We start from the raw sequence: 20,215 nt of genomic DNA, 5'->3' as shown, positions 1-20,215 counted from the left end.
TTGACATTCGGGGGCCGAGATGAATAAGTCAGCGGCTAGGGCCGCAAGCCGGGGGTGAGCATTCTGGGCACTGTATCAATTGATTACAGAGCTGGGGTATGTAGTATTTATAAATTAAATCAATGTTTTATTGGGTTTTTACCTGCGCGTTTTTTTAAGAATAATACTTAATTGAGACTCGCCCCACAAAAACGGCATCCTCCCAGCGTGAATATTCAGTTAAGTGATCTGACGCAAGCTGAGTCTATCTACCCACCCTTTATCTCGATTCCCATCCGCCAATTCCTGCAAAATTGATAATGGGACTTTTGGCGGGATGAGCCGGTTGGCACAATCGTACCGCAAGGCGTGAACCGGTTTGCGCACTTGCTAGGGCGTATCAATCAAGTGAATGTGCTCTCGGTTTTCATGGAATAGCCGTCGACAAAGAATGCGGTAACAGTCTCTGTCGAATTCATCAGCCGGCAGGCTGAGTTTTTCAGCTGCATGCAGAGAAGGGGCGGTACCGAGGTAGAACCAATTGCTGATGACATGGAAAGCCTTGAGTTGGCCTTGTCGTTCCTCGATGGCGATCCTGCCGGGGAATGGCCAGTGCCGCACCTGGGCCTGCGTCAGGGCCGCAAGCAGTCGGGCTTGGTGCGCTTGTGGGCTCTCTTTGCCGCAGCAGACTCCGGCGCACTTGCCCAATTGGTGGCGAAAACAGGGGCGTCCAGGACGGCCCTTTTCAATATCCAGATACGTCAGGCAGAGCCGTTCCCGATCGGCAATCTCGAGTAGAAAGTCGACGGCCGCCGTACGCCGTAGAAACAGGCCGTACAAGTCCGGCGTTCGCGAGAAGTCCAGCGCGTCACTGTATACGATGCGCGTTTGGGTGTCGTTAACCTGCAGGGCGCAGAGCCGACGAATTTTACGCAGTCGCTTGTTGTAGAGGGGACTTTGCTGTTTCACCAGGGAAGATTCCAGCAGCAGCGCACCAATCTCACCGACCGTCTCGATAAAGGTGATGCGACGGGTGGCGGAAAGCAACCGCGCTTCGCGCGGATTACGCAGGTGAGACTGAACCCGGCGGCGAATGTTGACGCTCTTACCGATGTACAGCGGATGGGCTCGGTTTTCACCGTGAAAGAAATAGACCCCGCAAGTCTGCGGCAAGTTGGCGACCTCTCCGGTCAGATGTTCAGGGTATTGATACATGTGGTCTATCAGGAACTCACGGTTTGTGGTGACGTGGCGCATTATGCCAAAGATAATATTTTCTTATTATAAGCCGCGTCAGCCTATCAGGTAATGCCAAAATTTACGTCAAAGCCTATATCCATCAGAACTGAATCAGTAGAAACCCATTTGCGGGTTTGTTGTTTTCAAAACACCCGGCTAACCAACATCAGGGCCAGCGCCCAAATCCCGGCGGACAGCGCGCTGGCGCAATACACCTGCCTCAGGGGCAAGGCAATGATGCCGGCAACCAACGGCACGCTGTAGCGCATCACCGCCAAAAAACGCGAGATAAACAACAGCGGCATGCCTTTTTTCTGCAGTGCCGCTTGTGCTTTGTGCAGTGGTGCCTGAAATCTGACCGGTAGCCTTTTGAACGATCCCCGGCGGCAGAACAGCGCGCCACAATGGAAGGACAGAACCGAGCCGAGCAGGGCGCCCAGGGTAATGGCCGCCCAGACATGGACGTCGGGGAGCTGGGTTTTACCGGCAACGATGCCCAGCATCAGCGTGACCGACGCAGGCGGCAGCAGTGAGGAAATAAAAATCACTGACTTTCCCAGCGAAAATAAAAAGATAATCAACAACAGGAATTCAGGTTCCGGGCTGTATTTGGCGATAATCTGTGTGAGTTGTTCCATCGGCCACCTTTGAAAATGTCTCCTCTGGTGACCAGTGTCCCATTGGTAACTTCAATAAATGGTAAATTAGGTTTTGTTAGCTGAATAGGTTCATCCTGATGAGATAGCGCGGTTACCCTGATGGTACGCCTGAGATAAAACAAGGAAGGTAACAATGTTAAAAGTGATTGCTGAAGATTTTATCAAGCTCGATTGTGTTGAAACCGTGATGCCGTTGTATCAGGAACTGGTGGAGAAAACCCGGCAGGAGCCGCTTTGCCTCTCCTATGAATTGTTTATTGATCACCAGGATGCCGGGCATTTTATTTTTGTCGAGGAGTGGCCCGATCGCGCCGCACTGGACGCCCATTGCCAGACGGAGCACTTCAGGCGTTTGGTGCCCTTGATTAATCAGCATCAAAGCAAACCCTGTACCTTCCTGTTTATGCAGCCTTTTTCCACCGTGAAAGCCTAATCAGTAAAAAAAGCCCCGCAGAGCGGGGTCAATGGCTTCTCAAACACTGTCTTGTAGTGATTAAAAATCAGACTGCGAATGATTGCCATTCACTAAGAACGTTCTCAAAAGGACTTTACCGCGGCCTGGCGCACCCGTTCTACCCAACTTTGCTGATAGTCAAAGGAAGGGGCTTCATGCCGGTGCAAACCTTGGCGGACGATGGCCTTCACCGCCTGACTTGCCAGCGGATTTTTTTGCGCAATTTGTCGGGCGAGTGTCAGCGCCTCCTCGCGTGCGCTGCCCTCACTGATGCGGGAAATGGCCCCCTGTTGCCAGGCTTCCTGCGCGCTGATGACTCGGCCGGTCAGCAACCAGTCGAGAGCGATGTAGGGGGAGATGCGCGCCGGCAGCCGTGAACATCCGCCCTGCGCGGCAATCAATCCCAATCCGGTTTCCGGGAAACTGAACTGTGCATCGCGGCTGGCGACGATCAGGTCGCAGGCCAGCGCTATCTCGAAGCCGCCGCCGAAGGCGATGCCCTCCACGGCGGCAATAATCACCTTGGTAAGCTGGGCATGCACCAGGCCGCCAAATCCCCCCGGTTCGACCACCGGCAGTTCGCCCTGCTGGAAGGCCTTAACGTCCATGCCGGCGGAAAACACCTGCGGCAGGCCGGTCAGCACTATCACCCGAACGGCATCATCCTGTTCGGCCCGTTGCAGATAACCCTGGATCAGCTGCGCCATCGCCAGATTGATGGCATTCTTTTTTTCCGGCCGGTTCAGGACGATCACCGCAATGCCGTCATTTTGCTCATACAGCACCGGGAGCGGCAGGTCACTCATTGGCTTTTTCTCCCTGGAAGAACACCAACGTCAGCAGCAGGGCGATAGCCCCCAGCGGCAGCGAGAACAAGGGGAGATAAAAGGCTGGCAGCGCATACAGCGTCAGGCCTCCCAGCATGCCACCCGCCGCGATACCGGCATACAGCACCGAGCTGTTGAGTGAAACGGTCAGTGCGCCAAAGCGTTTGGACAGCGACAACAGGTGGTGCTGGATTGGCACCAGATACATCCAGCCGGTAATGCCCCAGACCAGAAAAATCGCCAGTACCCACCAGGGGGAACTGACGTAAAAGGCCAGCAGGAACAGCGAAACGGTTTGCACCGATACCGAAAACAGCAGCACAAACTTGCTGCCGAAGGTATCGGTCAACAGGCCGGAAACGAAGTTACCAATGACGGCGCCAATACCGAACACCAGCAACGCGATCGGTAAAATAGCCTCCGGGCCAAACTGGGTGTTTTTCAGCAATACGCTCACGTAGCTGTAAACGATATGCTCGGAGCAGACGGCGAAAAAGGTGATCAGCAAGGTGGTCAGTACCGCTTTTTGTCGCAGCGGAGCAAGTCGCTCTTTCAGCGTGTGTTTACCCGGTGCCGCGATGGTGCTCAGCGCCAGCGAAAGCCCCAACAGTGAGACCGCGCCCAACAGGGCGATCAGCAAAAAGATCTCCCGCCAGCCGATCAACTTTGCCAGGAAGGTGCCGAAGGGAATACCGAGGGCAATAGCCAGGGTCATGCCGCCGTAAACGATAGATATCGCCAGCCCGCGACGCTTTTCTGCGACCAGCCCAACCGCAGCCGCCGCGGCCTGCGGCGTATAGCAAGCTGCGCCCAGCGCCGCCAGCACCCGCCCGGCAGACATTTGCAAAAAACTGTCGGCATAGGCGCAGACCAGATTACCGGCGATAAATAACACCAGGGCCAACTGCAAAATATGTTTGCGATTGAGGTTACCCAGCAGCCAGGCGGTCAGCGGGGCAAACAGCATATAGGCCAGGGCAAATACCGAGATTAACTGCCCCGCTTGCGCGGGGCTGACGGCAAAGGTGCCGGAAATCTCGTCGAGGATGCCGGCGACAATAAACGCGTCGGTTCCGATGGCAAAGGTGCCGGTCGCCATCAGACACAGCGTAAGAAAATGGCCGTTATAGTCCGTCAACTTCATCCTGCTCTCCGTAACTGATTAGCGTCCCAGACTTTGCTTAACGCCGCCAGGAAATATTCCACGTCTTCATGAGTATGAGCAGAGGTCGGCGTAACGCGCAAACGCTCACTACCGGCCGGTACCGTTGGGGCGTTCACCGGCTGCACGTAAATATCGTACTCATCAAGCAGTTGCTTGCTGATGTGCTTGTTGCGGTGTGGATCGCCGACCAGTACCGGCAGGATGTGGCTGTCCTGCGAGACCAGCGGAATGCCGGCGTCGCGCAGGCCGGATTTCAAGTGGTCGATAATCGCCAGCAGGTGCTTGCGCTGGGTGTCATGCTCCAGGTTGTATTTGAAGCTGGCCAGCGCGGCCGCCACCACAGGAGCCGGGGACGAGGTGCTGAAGACAAACGCCGGTGACCAGCTACGCACCGCTTCAACCACTGCGCGGGGGGCGGCGATGTAGCCACCGGCAGCTCCGTAAGATTTGCCAAAACCGCCCTGGATAATGGTGATCTTGTCCAACAGGCCAAGTTGTTCGGCATAGCCCAACCCACGATGACCGTAAACGCCGGCGGAGTGGATCTCGTCCAGGTAGGTCAGCGCCTGATATTGCTCCGCCAGTTCCACAATTTGTGCCAGCGGCGCAAAGTCACCGTCCATCGAATACAGCGACTCGAAGGCGATCAGCTTGGGCCGATGCGGATCGGCGGCCTGCAGTAGTTCGGCCAGATGGGCCACGTCATTGTGGCGGAAGATTTTTTTCTCCGCCTTGCTGTAACGGATGCCGTAAATCATCGAGGCGTGGTTCAGCTCATCGGAAAACACAATCAGATCGGGAATGGCATCGCACAGGGTGGACAAGGTGGCGTCATTGGCACCGAAACCGGTGGTGAACAGCAGCGCCGACTCTTTGCCGTAGGCGCTGGCTAACAGGGTTTCCAGCTCAGTGTGGTAGACAGAAGTGCCGGAAATGCTGCGTGCGCCGCAGGTGCCCAGCCCGACGCGGTTCACCGCTTCAGTCGTGGCCAGGATAACTTTAGGGTGATGGCTCATGGCCAGATAGTCATTGGAACACCAGACGTTCAGACGGCGTTCACCGTTCTGACCATGGCTGGTGGCCCAGGGTTTATCCAGCACGCTGCGTTCCAGATTGAGGAACTCACGGAAGCGGCCCTGTTTTTTGGTTTCGGCCAGTTTTTCTTCAAGAATGTTCAATACGCTCATTCGGAATTCCTTGTATTAGAGGGCTTTAATGACCAATGAAACACCCTGGCCGACACCGACACACATTGTCACCAGCGCATGCTTTAATTGCCGGGTATGCAGCTCCAGCGCGCTGGAAAGCACCAGTCGCGCGCCGGACATGCCCAGCGGATGCCCGAGGGCGATGGCTCCGCCGTTGGGATTGACCCGGGTATCCTTGAAGTCGATACGCCAGCTTTGTAGCGTCGCCAACACCTGGGCGGCGAACGCCTCATTAATTTCAATCACGTCAAAATCGTTCAGGGTAAAGCCGGTTCGTGCCAGCAGCCGATCGGTGGCGGCGATCGGCCCAATCCCCATCAGCGACGGGGCGACACCGGCGCTGGCGCTGTGACCAATCTCCGCCAACGGCTGCAGCGATTTGCGTTTCACGTAGCGGCCGCTGGCCAGCAACAGCACCGCAGCGCCGTCATTAATACCGGAGGCGTTACCGGCGGTGACCGAGCCGTCGGGGGTAAAGGCCGGTTTCAGCGCCTGCAATTTTTGCAACGTGGTCTGACGCGGGAACTCATCCTGTTCGAAGGTTTTGCGGGTTTTACGGTCGGCCTGTACCTCAAGCGGCGTTATCTCTCGGGCCAAGCGGCCATTTTCGATCGCCCGCCAGGCCTTCTGCTGCGAGGCCAGTGCAAAAGCATCCTGATCTTCACGGGATATCCGATACTGCTGTGCGACGTTCTCCGCCGTTATGCCCAGCGGATCGCTGCCATAGCGCTGTGCCAACTGCGGATTGATAAAGCGCCAGCCCAGGGTGGTGTCGTAGAGTTTGACCCCCTTGTCGAAAGGCGTTTCACTTTTACCCATCACGTAGGGCGCGCGGCTCATGCTCTCCACACCACCGGCCAAGACCAGATCGCTCAGGCCGCTTTTTATTTTTGCGCTGGCGTAGATCACCGCATCCAGCCCGGAGGCACACAAGCGGTTAAGGGTAATCGCCGGCACGCCCTGATCCAGGCCGGAGAGCAGGGCTGCCATCCGGGCTACGTTACGGTTGTCTTCTCCGGCCTGATTGGCGCAGCCAAGGATCACTTCATCAATATCCGGTTCGGTTTCAGGATGTCGTTGCAGCAGCGCCCGGATAATCGAGGCCGCCATATCGTCCGGACGGGTTAACGCCAGGCTACCGCCATAGGCGCCAATGGCCGTGCGCGTGCCGTCGATCAGATAGACTCCATCGTCTTTAATCGTCATCATTTTTCCTTAGGGCGCGACGGCCAGCTCTGGCCGGGTAGTATTGAGCAAAGAGTAATGCGGGTAGTAGCGGGCGGAATGCAGCAGTTGCGCCATATTGTCCAGCGTCGACTTCACGTTTTTTTGCCCAAGCTGTGCCAGCCAGCTAAAGATGCCATCGGCATAGTTAACCCCGGCCACCGCGGCGGTATCGATATCCGCCCGGCTGCAAACCCCGCTCTCCACCATAATCACTGACTCATTGATCAGGCTGCTCAGGACGCGGGCGACAATCAGGCCCGGGGAGTCTTTAATAAACTCCACCTGTGGGATCAACGTTTGCAGCAGCGTCAGAAATAGCGCTTTATTGGCCGTGCTGGCGTCCTGGCTGTGGGCAGCCACCAGATAGGCGGTATCGGCGTAATTGAGCGCGGCGTCTATCACGAAGGTATCGAGTTCGGTCAATTCAGCCAGCAGATTGGCCGTGCGACCATCGGTGATTTTGACGGCCATGGCGTCATTTACCTGGATAAAGCGGCCCAGCTTTGGCCGTTCCGGCTGGCGATTAATCTGCAGCCCTGGCCAGAGCGCTAAAGCGCGCTGTTGCAACAGGTCGAACAGGCTATGTTCACCATAAAAATGCAGTGAGGTCAGCGTACCGCTGCCTGCATCGGCGGTGCTGGGCTCGACGGAAGAGGGGGTAAAAAAGGATCGGCCGTTTTTCTTCCCCAGCAGCCCGGCATCCACCAGCGAACGTTGCAAATGGCCGGGGGTATAGCGGGGGTCGTACTGCATGTCCTGCCAAATCTGGCTGCTGACCTGATAGTTAATATCCTGGCCGATAAAATCGGTCAGCTCCAAAGGCCCCATGCGAAAGTGGCCACCGGCCTTGAGCGCACGGTCGATCTGCGGTGCCAGCGCCACGTTCTCTTCCAACAGCCGGAACCCTTCCAGATAAAAAGGTCGCGCCATCCGGTTGACGATAAAGCCCGGTGTGGCTTTGCAGACCACAAACTGTTTGCCAATCGCCGTCACCAGCTGCTGACAACGCAGGCTGGTGGCCCGGCTGGTAAAGTAGGACGGAATAATTTCGATCAGTTTCATCAGCGGGGCCGGATTAAAGAAGTGCAGGCCGATAAAACGGGCGTTATTTTCGACGCCTGCCGCCAGCTTATTCAATGACAGCGAGGAGGTATTGGTGGCGATAATCGCCTCTTTTTTCACCGTGGCGGCAATCGCCGCGAGGATCTCATGCTTGGTTACCTCATGTTCCGCGATGGTTTCAATCACCAGATCGCTGTCGGCGATAGCGTCGAAAACGGGAGAGAAAACCAGATTGGCCAATATCTCACCTTTTTTCTGCGGGCTTATTTTCCCGCCGTCTATTTTCTTATCCAGGTCGCGGAGAATATAGTCCCTGGCCTGATTCAGATTATTACCGCTACGATTATAAAGCAGGGTTCGTATGCCGTTTTGCGCCAGAAGATAGGCAATACCTCTGCCCATGGTTCCGGCACCAATAACAGCGACCGAATGGATTGCCGAATTATTCTCTGCCATAAAACTCCCCGTGAGTATTTTTCTGCCTTGCGAAATTCGCAAATGCTTATTATTTATTTGGCTTTTAAAAGCACCCGATGCCTATGGCGAAGGTAAGGGGCATAGCTGTCAGTGTCTAACGGTAGAAGTGACAGGTTTACAATAAATCGGCTTTGTGTTATTCGCGTAATTTCCGCTATTAATACAATTTAAAGGTGTTATTTATTAATATCCAAGCGGGCATAGCTGTTTTTGATATAGGCATGGTACTTTTTATACTATGAAACGGCTGTTGCCGCTCCAGCCCCTCCACTATAGTTAACCTTACTTATCGATAACCCGGTGCGGCCTTCTGGAGAATCTGTTTTATGGACACCCACCTTCAGCCTTTGATGGATGCCTTACTGACCAGTCTGCCAGACCGCGAGGCTTTTTTAAGCCAACTGGCACCTTGTGCCCAGGCGTTGGGATTTGAATACTTTTCTTATACGGTTTTTTCCTGCTACCCGGCCAGCCGCCCCAAAATGCTGATAGAGGGCAATTTCCCCGAATCCTACCTGGAGGACTACCGCAAGCTGCGGGTCTACCTGCAGGATCCGGTGATTGAGCAGGCCCATCACTCCACGCTGCAATTTTACTGGGATGAACATTTCTACCAGGACAAGCCAGAGCTGTGGTGGCGTATGGCCCAGTTTGGTATTCGCGAAGGCTGGTCGCAGTCGGTCAAAGATTGCTATGGCCGGCTGGGCATTCTCACCTTTGCCGGAAAAAATATTCCCGTTCAGTCGCCGCAGGCCAGTGCGCGTAACGAAACCTTCTTTCTGTGGTTGGCGCAGATGGTTCATAAAACGCTGCGTGAAGCATTAATATCGGTAAACGACGAGGCGATCAAAGATGTGCTGACGCTGCGCGAAAAGGATATTTTGCGCTGGTGCAGCGAAGGTAAAACCTCAGAGGAAACCGCTCTTCTAATGGGGCTGAGTGAACGGACGGTGAATTTCCACATTGGCAATTCGATTAAAAAACTGTCGGTGGCCAATAAAACCGCCGCCACGGCGAAGGCGGTGTATTTACAGCTTATTTAACCGCGTTTGAAATAGTTAATCGGCTAGCCGTTGGGAATGTGATGTTTATATTTTGTTAAATAAGGAATTATCCTGGTCAGTATTTACCGCCGATCACAAAAGCGCGAGAAAGCAGTTCACCCTTATCCTTCTCGGCAGTACCCTGTAGGCACCAAGGTTGCATAGAAGGGATGTGATATGTACAAGACCATATTAGTGCCGATAGATATTGAAGAAGATCTGTTGACCGAGCATGCGCTGGAGCATGTTGAGTACCTGGCGAAAATATCCGGCGCCAAAGTGCATTTCTTCCATGCGCTGCCGGATGCTTCGGCATTCGTTACCGCTTATTCTTTCGGTATCAAGGAATTCGAGAATCAGGCGGAAGTGAAAGCGGTAGATAAGCTCAAGAAGATCATGTCGGAAATCGACATTCCCCTGGATCGCCTGGATTACACCATCAGCTTTGGTTCGCCGCGCGATGAGGTCCTGCAGTTGGCGGAGGAGATCAAGGCCGATCTGATCATCATCGGCTCGCGTCGCCCGAGTGTAAAAACCTACCTGCTGGGTTCCAACGCCGCGGCCATTGTGCGCCACGCCAATATCTCGGTAATGGTGGTCAGGTAATCCCGTTAAATCAGGCCCGCAATATTGCATTGCGGGCCTGATTCGTTCATCGGCAGAGTGCCACAATCTCGTCATACAGCGTCTGCGGCAAGCTAATGCCGTGCTGCTCACTGTACTGTCGACGTTCAAAACGCCGTTCCCCCGGAATACGCGCCCCTTGTTCGCTCATATCCGCGAATAAGGCTTCCGCCCTGGCCAAATGCGCCGCTTTGTCCGCCCCCAGAAAACGATCGGGATCCATCGCGATAATCAGCTCACCGCCGTAAGGTGAGGAGCCGGTCTGGCCATCGTAGGCCAGCGACTCCTTACTGGTCATATCGCCAATCAACGGCCCGGCGATCAGCTCCACCATCGCTGCCAGCGCCGACCCCTTATGCCCGCCAAAGGTCAGCATCGCCCCCTGCAACACGCTGGCCGCATCGGTGGAAGGTTCCCCTTGTTGATCGATGCCCCAACCCGGCGGCAGCGGCGTACCGGCACGGCGATGCAGCTCGATTTCGCCGCGTGCCGCCGCGCTGGTGGCCATATCGAAAATAAAGGGCGGTCGCTGCGGACGCGGCCAGCCGAAGGCTATCGGATTGGTACCAAACAGCGGCCGGGTTCCTCCTGCCGGCGTGACCCAGGCATGGCTGGGGGTACAGGCCAGTGCCACCAACCCCTGATCGGTCAGGGGTTCGATATCGGCCCACAGCGCCGAGTAATGCACACAGTGGTTAATCGCCAGTGCAGCTATGCCGTTGGTGCGTACCTTGTCGATAAACGCCGGCAGCGCGGTACGGTAGGCCAGCAGCGAAAAAGCCTCGTGAGCGTCCACCCGCAAGATAGCCGGGGCTTGATCGACAACTGTCGGGAGCGCATCGGCGGATACCTTGCCGGCCAGCAGCGAACGCACGCAGCCAAGCACCCGGTACAAACCGTGCGAGGCGCAGCCGTCGCGTTCACCGGCCGTCACATTTTGCGCGACGGCATCTGCATGTTCGGTGCTGAAACCGTTGCTGCGCAATGCGCGCAATGCTAGTTCATAGGCTTCTTTCAGCGTCAGATTCTGGGTTTGCGTCATTACATATCTCCTTTACTCTTCCTCATCACCGGCAAAATTCGCCTGAGGTAAACAGGTATAGGCGCCCCAGTAGTAGATCGCCAATGCAATGACCGCTACGGTGAGGGTGTCCCACGGGTGGCCAATGGCATTAATGCCACCAAAACTGCCGAGATAGGACGCGATAATAATCAGCGCATAAAAGGCTATCAGCCACAGCGACGACCAAATCTGTTGCTTCAGACTGACCGCGTGGGTTGGCACCTTGTTTTTGAACAGGATATAGACCACGAACATCAGGATCTGCAGACCCAGCAGCCAGGAAACGGTGTTCCAGCCGGACCAATAGACAATCAGCGCAGAAATGATAAATGACACCGGACCGAGTACGCAGAAGCCGCGCACGAAGAAGGGGCGCGGCAGATCCGGTGCATTGCGGCGCAGACCGGCAGCCGTCACCGGCGCAATGGCGTAGCTCAGCACCAGCGCGGCAGACACCACGCCGATCAGCTTCTCCCAGGAGGGGAAAGGCAGCGTCCAGAAGATTGACAGCGCAAAGGTCAGCCACAGTGCCGGGCGTGGAATGCCTGACTCACCGTCGACGCGGGTAAAGATTTTAAAGAAAGTGCCGGCACGAGCCCAGCCGTACACCACGCGCGGCGTGGCGTTCATGTAAATATTGCCGGTGCCGCTCGGTGAGATAATGGCATCGCTTACCACCAAAAACGCCAGCCAGCCCATCCCCAGGGTGATGGCGATATCACGGTAAGGCAGTGAGAATTGCTGACTAATACCGGCCCAGCCGCCGCTCAGCATCTCACTGGGAATACTGCCGAGGAAGGCCACCTGCAGCAGCACATAAATGATGGTGGAGAGCACCACCGACAGGATCAACGCGATAGGAATAGTGCGCTGGGGATTTTGCACCTCGCTGGCGACCGAGATAATTGGCGTCAGACCCAGATAGGCAAAAATAATGCCCCCGGCGGAAATGGCTGCTTCCACCCCGGCGGAGCCAAAGGGCGCAAACCCCTGGCTGTGCAGGTTTTCGGGTTTGAAGAAGCTGAACAGCACCACAATCACCAGCAGCGGTACCACAAATTTAATCACGCTGATCAGATTGTTGGATTTGGCAAAGGTTTTGACGCTGTAGTAATTCAGGGCGAAGAAAAAGCACAGCAGCAGCAGTTGGACCAGCCAGCCGATCAGCGTCGGGTTACCGGAACCAGGCTGGCTCAGAAAGGGAAACCAGGCGGCGGCGTACTGGCGGGCCGCGACGATCTCAATCGATATCAGGCTGGAGAAGGCGATAAGGGTAATAAACCCCAGCAGATAACCCATCAGTTCGCCGTGGGAAAATACCGGGTAGCGGATAATGCCGCCCGCACGGGGCAGTGCCGCACCCAGCTCACAGTAGACAATGCCCAGCAGCAGCACGGCCAAACCGCCGATCAGCCAGGAGTAGATGCCGGCGGGGCCGGCAATGGAGGAGACGTGGCTGGCGGCGAACAGCCAGCCGGAACCAAAGATTGCGCCCAGGCCGATAAACGTCAAATCGGTGAGCGTAAGCTGCTTCTTGAATTTGCCTTGGGTTGTCATGGGTTTACCCTTTTGTTATTAGGTGGCATGCAGATGCGGCCGGGCTAGTTGTTGGCAGGTGAGGGGATCGGATCTCGGGTGTAAATACCGTTAACCAGCCTTAGCAGGCCCAGTGGATTACCGTCTTGTAACGCTGGCGGCAACAATGCGGCCGGGTAATTTTGCAAACAAACCGGGCGCAGGAAGCGTTCGATCGCCAGGGTACCGACCGAGCTGCCGCGTGCATCGCTGGTGGCCGGATAAGGGCCGCCGTGTACCATGGCATCGCACACTTCGACCCCGGTCGGGTAGCCGTTGAACAGCACCCGACCGGCCTTGCGGGTCAGCAGCTGCGCCAGCGGTGCGGCATCGTCCAGATCCTCTGGATCGGTCAACAGCGTGGCGGTCAGTTGGCCTTGCAGGCTTTCCAGTGCGGCGGTCAGTTGCTGGTGATTTTCCACCGCAATCAAAATGGCTACCGGGCCAAACACTTCCTCCTGCAGCAAAGGATTGCCGCCGAGCAGTAAGCAGATATCGGCCTGATACAGTTGCGGTGCGGCCAAATAGGGCTGCTGCTCGCGGCTGCCGGCCAGATGACGAATGCCCTCTTGCTGCTCCAGCTCCGCCAGACCACGGCGATAATGTGCCAGTGTGCCGGCATTCAACATTGCCTGAGGGGGGGCAGCGTCCAATTTTGTACTTAGCTCACGAGTAAATTGGCTGAATGCCTCGCCGCGTATACCAATGATCAACCCCGGCTTGGTGCAGAACTGGCCGCAACCCAGAGTGAAAGAGGCCAGTAGGTCGCTTGCAATCTGCTGGCCACGTTGGGCTAACGCCCGTGGCATGATGACCAGCGGGTTGATGCTCGACATCTCGGCAAAGACCGGGATCGGCTGCGGACGGCGCATCGCCAGATCGAACAAGGCTCTGCCGCCGCGCAGCGAGCCGGTAAAGCCGACCGCCTGAATGGCCGGATGCTGAACCAGATCCGCGCCGATGCGGTTGCCGTAAATCATGTTGAACACCCCGGCCGGGATCTGTTGCTGCTCTCTGGCCCGTTCAATCGCCTGTGCGGTCAGCTCGGCGGTGATCATATGGCCGCTGTGCGCTTTGAATACCACCGGGCAGCCTGCGGCCAGGGCGGCGGCGGTATCACCGCCGGCGGTGGAGAAGGCCAATGGGAAATTGCTGGCACCAAACACGGCGACTGGCCCGAGGGCGGTGCGGTATTGGCGTAGATCCGGACGTGGCAGCGGTGCTCGCTGCGGCAAGGCGCAGTCTATGCGTACACCATGTACATCGCCACGACGTAACAGGCTGGCAAATAACCGCATCTGGCCACTGGTTCTGGCGCGTTCGCCGCTCAATCGGGCCAATGGCAGGGCGGTTTCCTGCATGGCGAAGTTGAAGAATTCTTCATCCAGTGCATCCAACTGTTCGGCAATCGCCTCAAGAAAGTCGGCCCGACGTTCGGCGCTGAGCTGTGAATAGGCGGTGAATGCCTGTGCGGCGGCATCGGCGGCGGCGGCGGTTTCTGCGATGCTGGCCGAGAAAAAACGGTGGCCGGTCGGCTGGCCGTTATCGGCACGCAGGCTGACCAGTTCGGCCTCACCGCTGGCGCGGCGTTGGCCGCCGATAAACTGTTGACCACGGATGGTATAAGCGTTGGACATGGGTTCCCCCGATTGGCTGGTGTTCAGGCCCGGCAGGCGGCCGGGCGAGGGTGGCAATTACAGGCCGACGTCCGGCAATTCTGGGCGGTTTGCCAGTGCTTTTTTAACCACGGCGGTGACTTCGGCCAGAGTATCGCCTTGTAACGCCAGGCGCGGCGGGCGAGTGATTGAACTGCCACGGCCGACCAACTCTTCACACAGCTTGATGCACTGCACCAGATCCGGACGCGCGTCCAGATGCAGCAACGGCATAAACCAGCTATACAGCGCCAGCGCTTCCTCAAAGCGTTTTTGCTTCGCCAGACGGAACAGCGTTTCCCCTTCTCGCGGGAAGGCGTTGGACATGCCGGAGATCCAGCCTTCGGCACCGACGGCGATACTTTCCAGCACCACGTCATCGAGCCCGGCGAACAGCACAAAGCGATCGCCCACTTCGTTACGCAGGTCGATAAAGCGGCGGGTGTCGCCGGAAGAGTCTTTGAAACAGACAATGTTTTCGCAATCGACCAATGACGTCAGGATGTCGGGCGTCACGTCGTTTTTGTAAATTGGCGGGTTGTTGTAGACCATGATCGGCAGATCGGTGGCACCGGCAACGCTGCGAAAGTGGGCGGCAGTTTCATGGGGTTTGGCAGAGTAGACCAGCGCGGGCATGACCATGATGCCGTCGACGCCGACCTTTTGCGCTTCACGCGCCATGTCACGCGCAAAGGCAGTAGTGAATTCCGCAATACCGGCAATCACTGGTACTTTGCCCTGTGCCGCATCGCGTGCCACTTCAATCACCGACAATTTTTCCTGAACGGTCATCGAGGTGTTTTCGCCCACGGTGCCACACACCACCAGGCCAGAAACGCCGTCTTTGACCAGGTTTTTGATCACCGTATGGGTGGCATCGAGATCCAGAGAGAAATCGCTACGAAACTGAGTGCTGACCGCCGGGAACACGCCGCTCCAGCTAATGGCTTTATGGCTCATAGTGTTTATCCTGTCGTCCAAGTTTGTTAATCAATGGTGAATTATTGGTAAAATCCAATCACAGATTGACCTGTATTGTCCGCAGGGGCTTGACGGTTTTCTCCGAATGCCATGACGAAATTGGCACAGTGGCGCAGAGTATCAGGCAAGCAAAAAACGGGCCGTCAAAGCGCCGAAAATAAACTGTTTGATAAAATAAATCAGTGGGTTATGAATTGATGCTAATGCGGAAGTCACGTGGCGTGGAGCCGGTCATGGCTTTGAATTGGCGGCTGAATGCGCTGTGATCGGTGTAACCGCACTGCAGGGCAATGTCGGTTATGGGTAAATCGCCGGCCAGCAGTTCGGTGGCTTTTTCCAGCCGCACCTTGTGGATCATTTGCCGTGGCGTGAGGTGGAAAATACGTTTGCAGTAGCGCTCGATCTGCGCCACGGAAAGGGCGGTGAGGGCGGTTAATTCCTCCAGGGCAATCGGTCGGGCATAGTGCTGACGGATATAGACGTCGATCGCCGCCAGCCGCTGATAGGCAGGATGATTGGCTTTGGCCTCCTGCAGATCGTGCGAGATGCCCGCCATACCGATGATCTTGCCCCGAACGTCATAGAGCGCCAGTTTTTGTGTCAGGCACCAACCGGTCTCTCGCCCACTGTACAGGTGCATTTCCAGTTGGTCCTGAATCAAGGCTCCCTGCTGCAGTACCCGCAGATCCTGTTCGGTATAACCCGAGCCAAGCTGGGTCGGGAACACCTCCGCCGAGGTTTTTCCCAGCAGCGGCGTGACGGTTTTAAAACCGCAGCGCTTGGCCAGCGTCAGGTTGGCCAGCAGGTAACGCGCTTGCAGATCCTTGATAAAAAACACCACGTTGGGAATAGCATTGAGCAGCGGTGCGATCAGAGCCAGAGAGTTGAGCAGATCATGCAGGGTATTCGGACGCTGTTGTGCCAGGCCATCGCACCAGCGTGACAGTTGTTCAACGGCAAAAATGTCTTCTTCCGGTTCCTCGATAACCGGACGGGAAGCCGTAACAAGCTGATGATCCTGGGCTAATCGCATGGCAATACCTTTTCCCGCTGGGTGACACAGAATCTGAGATGGCCGGACCGGCCGTTTGGCAAGCGCCTCATCAATATTAACTTTCTTATAACTTTTCAAGCGTAGCTGCCAATTATGCGGATCACCGCATACTTTTGTTCACTGGGTTGTACCGACCCGACTAATCCCTGTCAGAGGGATTGTGCTGATTTCGGCATTTGCCACGCCGAAATGCATCAAGCCGCCGTCAGCAGATTCGGTCAGTCTAGCTCCATCGGTAACATTTCATTAACCCAGGAGACTCCGATGGCACTTTCTTCGCATTTTACCGCGCTGCGGGCGATCGATTCCCATACCGCCGGGGAACCCACCCGACTGATTGTCGAAGGCTTCCCCGATTTGGGTACCGGCAGTATGGCGGAGCGCAAGGCGCTGTTTGCTCAACGGTACGACGACTGGCGCAGCGCCATCATTCTGGAGCCTCGCGGTAACGACGTGCTGGTGGGAGCCTTACTGTGTCAGCCCTGCTCACCGCAGGCCGCCGCCGGAGTGATTTTCTTCAACAACAGCGGCTATTTGGGCATGTGTGGCCACGGCACCATAGGTCTGGTGGCCTCGCTGGCCTACCTGGGACGAATCGGCGTCGGTGAACACCTGATCGAAACCCCGGTGGGTACGGTGAACGCCACCTTGCATCAGGATGGTAGCGTGACGGTGGAAAACGTACCGGCCTATCGTTATCGCCGACAGGTCAGGGTTGAGGTCAGCGGCTACGGGCCGGTGGTGGGTGATATCGCCTGGGGCGGTAACTGGTTTTTTCTGATCGGCGAACATCATCTGGCGATCAATACTCAAAATCTGGATGCGCTCACCGCCTTTAGCTGGGCGGTACGCCAGGCGCTTGAGGGCGCAGGGATATATGGCGAAGACGGCGGCGTTATCGACCATATCGAGCTGTTTGCGGCCGACCCGCAGGCCGATAGCCGCAACTTTGTGCTGTGCCCCGGCAAGGCTTACGATCGCTCACCCTGTGGCACCGGCACCAGCGCCAAACTGGCCTGTCTGGCGGCCGACGGCAAATTGCAGCCGGGTGAGATCTGGCACCAGGCGAGCGTGATTGGCAGTCGCTTCAGCGGCTATTACCAGCGCAACGGCGATCGCGTGACTCCCTTTATTCGTGGGCAAGCTTACGTTTGCGCTGACAGCCAACTGCTGCTGGATGAGCGCGATCCCTTCGTTTGGGGGATCCGCTGATGGTAGCCGGCAGGCAGGCGGAGGCGATTGTGGTGGGGGCCGGCATTATCGGCGCTGCCTGCGCCTGGCGGCTGGCGCAGCAAGGATTACAAGTTTTGCTGGTGGACAACCAGCGTGCCGGGGCGACGGCGGCCGGTATGGGGCATCTGGTGTGCATGGATGATAATCCTGCTGAACTGGCTTTAAGCGCCTATTCATTGCAACTGTGGCGCAGTCTGGTGGAAAGAATGCCGGAAAACTGTGCCTGGCGCGGCTGCGGTACGCTGTGGCTGGCGGAGCGGGACGACGAAATGGCGATTGCCGAAGGTAAACTGCAACGCATGGCGGAGTACGGTGTGATCAGCCAAGCACTGAACGCCGCGCAGGTGACTGCCCTTGAACCCATGCTGCGGCCAGGGCTGGCCGGTGGTTTACGCGTGCCGGGTGATGGCATCGTTTATGCGCCAAACGTTGCCCGCTGGTTAGTGGCTGACGCCGGCCCCGCGGTCAGGGTGATTGCGGGTGAAGTTACCGCGCTGGAACAGCAGGCGCTGGTGCTGACCAGCGGCGAACGTTTAACCGCACCGGTAGTGGTGCTGGCCTGTGGTTTACAGGCCGACAGGTTACTGGAGCAACCCTTGCTACGCGCCAAGAAAGGGCATCTGGCGATCACCGATCGCTACCCGCAACGGGTGCATCATCAATTGGTTGAACTGGGTTATGGTGCCAGCGCGCACGCCAGCGACGGGACTTCGGTGGCGTTTAACGTTCAGGCGCGGCCAACCGGCCAGCTGTTGATCGGCTCCTCCCGCCAGTTTGACGCCCCAGACAGCGACATCGACATGCCGTTACTGGCCGCCATGCTGGCACGTGCTGGCACCTTTCTTCCTGCACTGGCGCAGATGAACATTATCCGCTGCTGGACTGGCTTGCGTGCCGCGTCCTCCGACGGTTTACCGCTGCTCGGGCCACATCCCCAGCATCGCTGGCTGTGGCTGGCATTGGGGCACGAGGGGCTGGGGGTTACCACCGCGCTGGGCAGCGCCGCGTTGATTGCCGCGCAGATCCATAATCATCGACCGGCGATTGACGATACCCCTTATCTGGCCGCACGAATGTTCCCTAAAGAGGCGTTGCTGGTATGAAACAAAATCGACTGACGTTGACCCTCAACGGTGAAAGTCTCTGCGTACCCGAAGGGCTCAGCGTAGCCGCAGCGCTCGGACTGGATAGCTGCCGTATATCGGTCAATGGGCAGCCCCGCACCGCGTTTTGCGGCATGGGCATCTGCCAGGAGTGCCGGGTTACGGTGAATGGCCTGCGGCGGCTGGCGTGCCAGACGTTGTGCCAGCCAGGAATGCGTATTGAGAGGACCGAAAATGAGTGATCTTGCGTGCGATGTGCTGATTATTGGTGCGGGCCCGGCAGGGTTGGCGGCAGCCCGTGCTGCGGCGCAGAGTGGACAGTCTGTGTTGGTGCTCGACGATAACCTGCGTCCCGGCGGGCAGATCTGGCGCGACGGGCCGAACGTGGCGTTGCCGACTCTGGCGCAGCAATACCGGCAGGCGGTGGGGGCGCTGAATAATGTGACGCTGCTTAACGGCGTGAAGATTATCGCCCAGTGCGGGCCGCAGAAAATTCTCTATGAAGATGAGACGGGGAGCGGGGTGGTTGATTATCAGGCGCTGATCCTGTGTTGTGGTGCCCGTGAACTTTTGTTGCCTTTTCCCGGTTGGACCCTGCCCGGAGTGACCGGTGCCGGTGGGCTGCAGGCGCAGATTAAGCAGGGGTTGTCTATTAAAGGGGAAAGGGTGGCGATTGCCGGTAGTGGGCCATTGCTGTTGGCCGTTGCTGCCAGCGTAGTCAAAGCAGGTGGCGAAGTGGTGATGCTGGCGGAACAGGCCCCCGCTGCACGGCTGGCTGCTTTTGCCGCAGGATTGTGGCGCTGGCCGCTGAAGTTACGTCAGTCCTTTAGCCTGTTCAATCGGCATTATTGTCCTGACAGCTATGTATTGGAGGCGTCAGGCGATCAGCGGCTGACGGCGATTCGGATGCAAAAAGGGGCTCGCGAGGTAACGTTAGATTGCGATCGTCTGGCCTGTGGGTTTGGGTTGGTGGCGAATATCGAATTGGCGATGTTGTTGGGGTGTGCAATTGAGGATAACGCGGTTGCCGTGAACCCTCACCAGCAAACCAGTCAGCCGCAGATTTATGCCGCCGGTGAATGTACCGGGATCGGCGGCAGCGAGTTGGCGCTGGCTGAGGGGGCGATTGCCGGTTACGCTGCTACCGGAAACCTGATCCAGGCACAGGCATTAACGGCGCAACGTGATAAGTGGCGGCGATTTGCTTGTGCGGTAGCGCGAACCTTTGTGCTTAACCCGGTGCTGAAAACGCTGGCGACACCGGAAACGCTATTGTGTCGTTGTGAGGATGTACCGCTGCATCAGTTAAGTGGATCAGCCGATTGGACGGCAGCCAAGTTGAGCAGCCGCTGTGGCATGGGCGCTTGCCAGGGCAAGATCTGTGCGACGGCGGCGCGTCATCTGTTCGACTGGCCACTGCCCGCCCCACGGATCCCCCTGACGCCAGCCAGGCTGGCCACCCTGGCACGGTTGGAACGTAGCGAGAGCGACGGATAAGCCTGCTACACTCAGACATAGTGACCAGAAAGATCGGGCGGACAACGGATGACAAATGCACTGATTACACTGGGGCTGTGCCTGCTGCTG

The 20,215-nt window shown here is 57.0% G+C and carries 19 protein-coding genes; 7 read left to right on the top strand and 12 right to left on the bottom strand.

Annotated features, from left to right (window positions below):
- Positions 1–369: 369 nt before the first annotated feature.
- Both cho and FCL49_RS05780 read right to left on the bottom strand, forming a co-directional pair.
- On the bottom strand, positions 370–1,236 hold the full coding sequence (gene cho, locus FCL49_RS05785) for an excinuclease Cho (protein WP_174352781.1): 867 nt from the start codon (positions 1,234–1,236) through the stop codon (positions 370–372).
- A 125-nt stretch (positions 1,237–1,361) separates the two neighbouring features.
- Positions 1,362–1,856, bottom strand: a complete 495-nt coding sequence (locus tag FCL49_RS05780; RefSeq protein WP_174352780.1) for a DedA family protein — start codon at positions 1,854–1,856, stop codon at positions 1,362–1,364.
- A 154-nt stretch (positions 1,857–2,010) separates the two neighbouring features.
- Between FCL49_RS05780 and FCL49_RS05775 the strand changes: the two genes are divergently transcribed.
- Positions 2,011–2,310, top strand: coding sequence for a putative quinol monooxygenase (locus tag FCL49_RS05775; RefSeq protein WP_174352779.1), 300 nt, complete (start codon positions 2,011–2,013; stop codon positions 2,308–2,310).
- Positions 2,311–2,414: 104 nt separating this feature from the next.
- Here the strand turns inward: FCL49_RS05775 and FCL49_RS05770 are convergent, their stop codons facing one another.
- From FCL49_RS05770 to FCL49_RS05750, 5 genes are read right to left on the bottom strand one after another with little or no spacing between them, the layout of a single operon-like run.
- Positions 2,415–3,137 (bottom strand): enoyl-CoA hydratase-related protein, encoded by a 723-nt coding sequence (locus FCL49_RS05770; protein ID WP_174352778.1) that lies wholly within the window; start codon positions 3,135–3,137, stop codon positions 2,415–2,417.
- Positions 3,130–4,302 carry an MFS transporter gene (locus tag FCL49_RS05765; protein ID WP_174352777.1) on the bottom strand — a complete coding sequence of 391 codons (1,173 nt, stop codon included), beginning with the start codon at positions 4,300–4,302 and terminating at the stop codon, positions 3,130–3,132. The genes FCL49_RS05770 and FCL49_RS05765 overlap by 8 nt, the downstream gene beginning before the upstream one ends.
- Positions 4,299–5,510 carry a 5-aminolevulinate synthase gene (gene hemA / locus FCL49_RS05760; RefSeq protein WP_174352776.1) on the bottom strand — a complete coding sequence of 404 codons (1,212 nt, stop codon included), beginning with the start codon at positions 5,508–5,510 and terminating at the stop codon, positions 4,299–4,301. Before hemA ends, FCL49_RS05765 begins: the two co-directional genes overlap by 4 nt.
- Positions 5,511–5,525: 15 nt before the next feature.
- A complete protein-coding gene (locus FCL49_RS05755; RefSeq protein ID WP_174353471.1) occupies positions 5,526–6,737 on the bottom strand; it encodes an acetyl-CoA C-acyltransferase in 1,212 nt (403 codons plus the stop codon).
- A 9-nt stretch (positions 6,738–6,746) separates the two neighbouring features.
- Positions 6,747–8,276 carry a 3-hydroxyacyl-CoA dehydrogenase NAD-binding domain-containing protein gene (locus FCL49_RS05750; protein WP_174352775.1) on the bottom strand — a complete coding sequence of 510 codons (1,530 nt, stop codon included), beginning with the start codon at positions 8,274–8,276 and terminating at the stop codon, positions 6,747–6,749.
- Between the two features lie 347 nt (positions 8,277–8,623).
- Here FCL49_RS05750 and FCL49_RS05745 point away from each other — a divergent pair, with 347 nt between their 5' ends.
- Positions 8,624–9,340: an autoinducer binding domain-containing protein gene (locus FCL49_RS05745; RefSeq protein WP_174352774.1), complete on the top strand. Its 717-nt coding sequence runs from the start codon at positions 8,624–8,626 to the stop codon at positions 9,338–9,340.
- Between the two features lie 177 nt (positions 9,341–9,517).
- On the top strand, positions 9,518–9,946 hold the full coding sequence (locus FCL49_RS05740; RefSeq protein ID WP_174352773.1) for a universal stress protein: 429 nt from the start codon (positions 9,518–9,520) through the stop codon (positions 9,944–9,946).
- Between the two features lie 46 nt (positions 9,947–9,992).
- Here FCL49_RS05740 and FCL49_RS05735 read toward each other — a convergent pair whose 3' ends face one another.
- From FCL49_RS05735 to FCL49_RS05715, 5 genes are all read right to left on the bottom strand, one after another.
- A complete protein-coding gene (locus FCL49_RS05735; RefSeq protein ID WP_174352772.1) occupies positions 9,993–11,006 on the bottom strand; it encodes an Ldh family oxidoreductase in 1,014 nt (337 codons plus the stop codon).
- 12 nt (positions 11,007–11,018) lie between these two features.
- Positions 11,019–12,584 carry an APC family permease gene (locus tag FCL49_RS05730; protein ID WP_174352771.1) on the bottom strand — a complete coding sequence of 522 codons (1,566 nt, stop codon included), beginning with the start codon at positions 12,582–12,584 and terminating at the stop codon, positions 11,019–11,021.
- Positions 12,585–12,628: 44 nt separating this feature from the next.
- On the bottom strand, positions 12,629–14,239 hold the full coding sequence (locus FCL49_RS05725; RefSeq protein ID WP_174352770.1) for an aldehyde dehydrogenase (NADP(+)): 1,611 nt from the start codon (positions 14,237–14,239) through the stop codon (positions 12,629–12,631).
- A 57-nt stretch (positions 14,240–14,296) separates the two neighbouring features.
- Positions 14,297–15,217, bottom strand: coding sequence for a dihydrodipicolinate synthase family protein (locus FCL49_RS05720; RefSeq protein WP_174352769.1), 921 nt, complete (start codon positions 15,215–15,217; stop codon positions 14,297–14,299).
- A gap of 208 nt (positions 15,218–15,425) precedes the next feature.
- The gene (locus tag FCL49_RS05715) at positions 15,426–16,271 is read right to left on the bottom strand and encodes an AraC family transcriptional regulator (RefSeq protein ID WP_174352768.1); all 846 of its coding nucleotides are present in this window, start codon (positions 16,269–16,271) and stop codon (positions 15,426–15,428) included.
- 285 nt (positions 16,272–16,556) lie between these two features.
- Here FCL49_RS05715 and FCL49_RS05710 point away from each other — a divergent pair, with 285 nt between their 5' ends.
- From FCL49_RS05710 to FCL49_RS05695, 4 genes are read left to right on the top strand one after another with little or no spacing between them, the layout of a single operon-like run.
- Positions 16,557–17,504 (top strand): 4-hydroxyproline epimerase, encoded by a 948-nt coding sequence (locus FCL49_RS05710; protein ID WP_174352767.1) that lies wholly within the window; start codon positions 16,557–16,559, stop codon positions 17,502–17,504.
- The gene (locus tag FCL49_RS05705; protein WP_174352766.1) at positions 17,504–18,628 is read left to right on the top strand and encodes an NAD(P)/FAD-dependent oxidoreductase; all 1,125 of its coding nucleotides are present in this window, start codon (positions 17,504–17,506) and stop codon (positions 18,626–18,628) included. The genes FCL49_RS05710 and FCL49_RS05705 overlap by 1 nt, the downstream gene beginning before the upstream one ends.
- Entirely contained in the window at positions 18,625–18,870 is a 246-nt protein-coding gene (locus FCL49_RS05700; RefSeq protein ID WP_174352765.1) for a (2Fe-2S)-binding protein, read from the top strand. The genes FCL49_RS05705 and FCL49_RS05700 overlap by 4 nt, the downstream gene beginning before the upstream one ends.
- Positions 18,863–20,125: an NAD(P)/FAD-dependent oxidoreductase gene (locus tag FCL49_RS05695; protein ID WP_174352764.1), complete on the top strand. Its 1,263-nt coding sequence runs from the start codon at positions 18,863–18,865 to the stop codon at positions 20,123–20,125. The genes FCL49_RS05700 and FCL49_RS05695 overlap by 8 nt, the downstream gene beginning before the upstream one ends.
- Positions 20,126–20,215: the final 90 nt, after the last annotated feature.

Origin of the sequence: Serratia proteamaculans, assembly GCF_013337185.1 — a bacterium.
GTDB classification, from domain to species: domain Bacteria; phylum Pseudomonadota; class Gammaproteobacteria; order Enterobacterales; family Enterobacteriaceae; genus Serratia; species Serratia proteamaculans_D.
The sequence above is the reverse complement of the archived record's forward strand: the minus strand, read 5'-3'. Positions and strand labels throughout refer to the sequence as shown.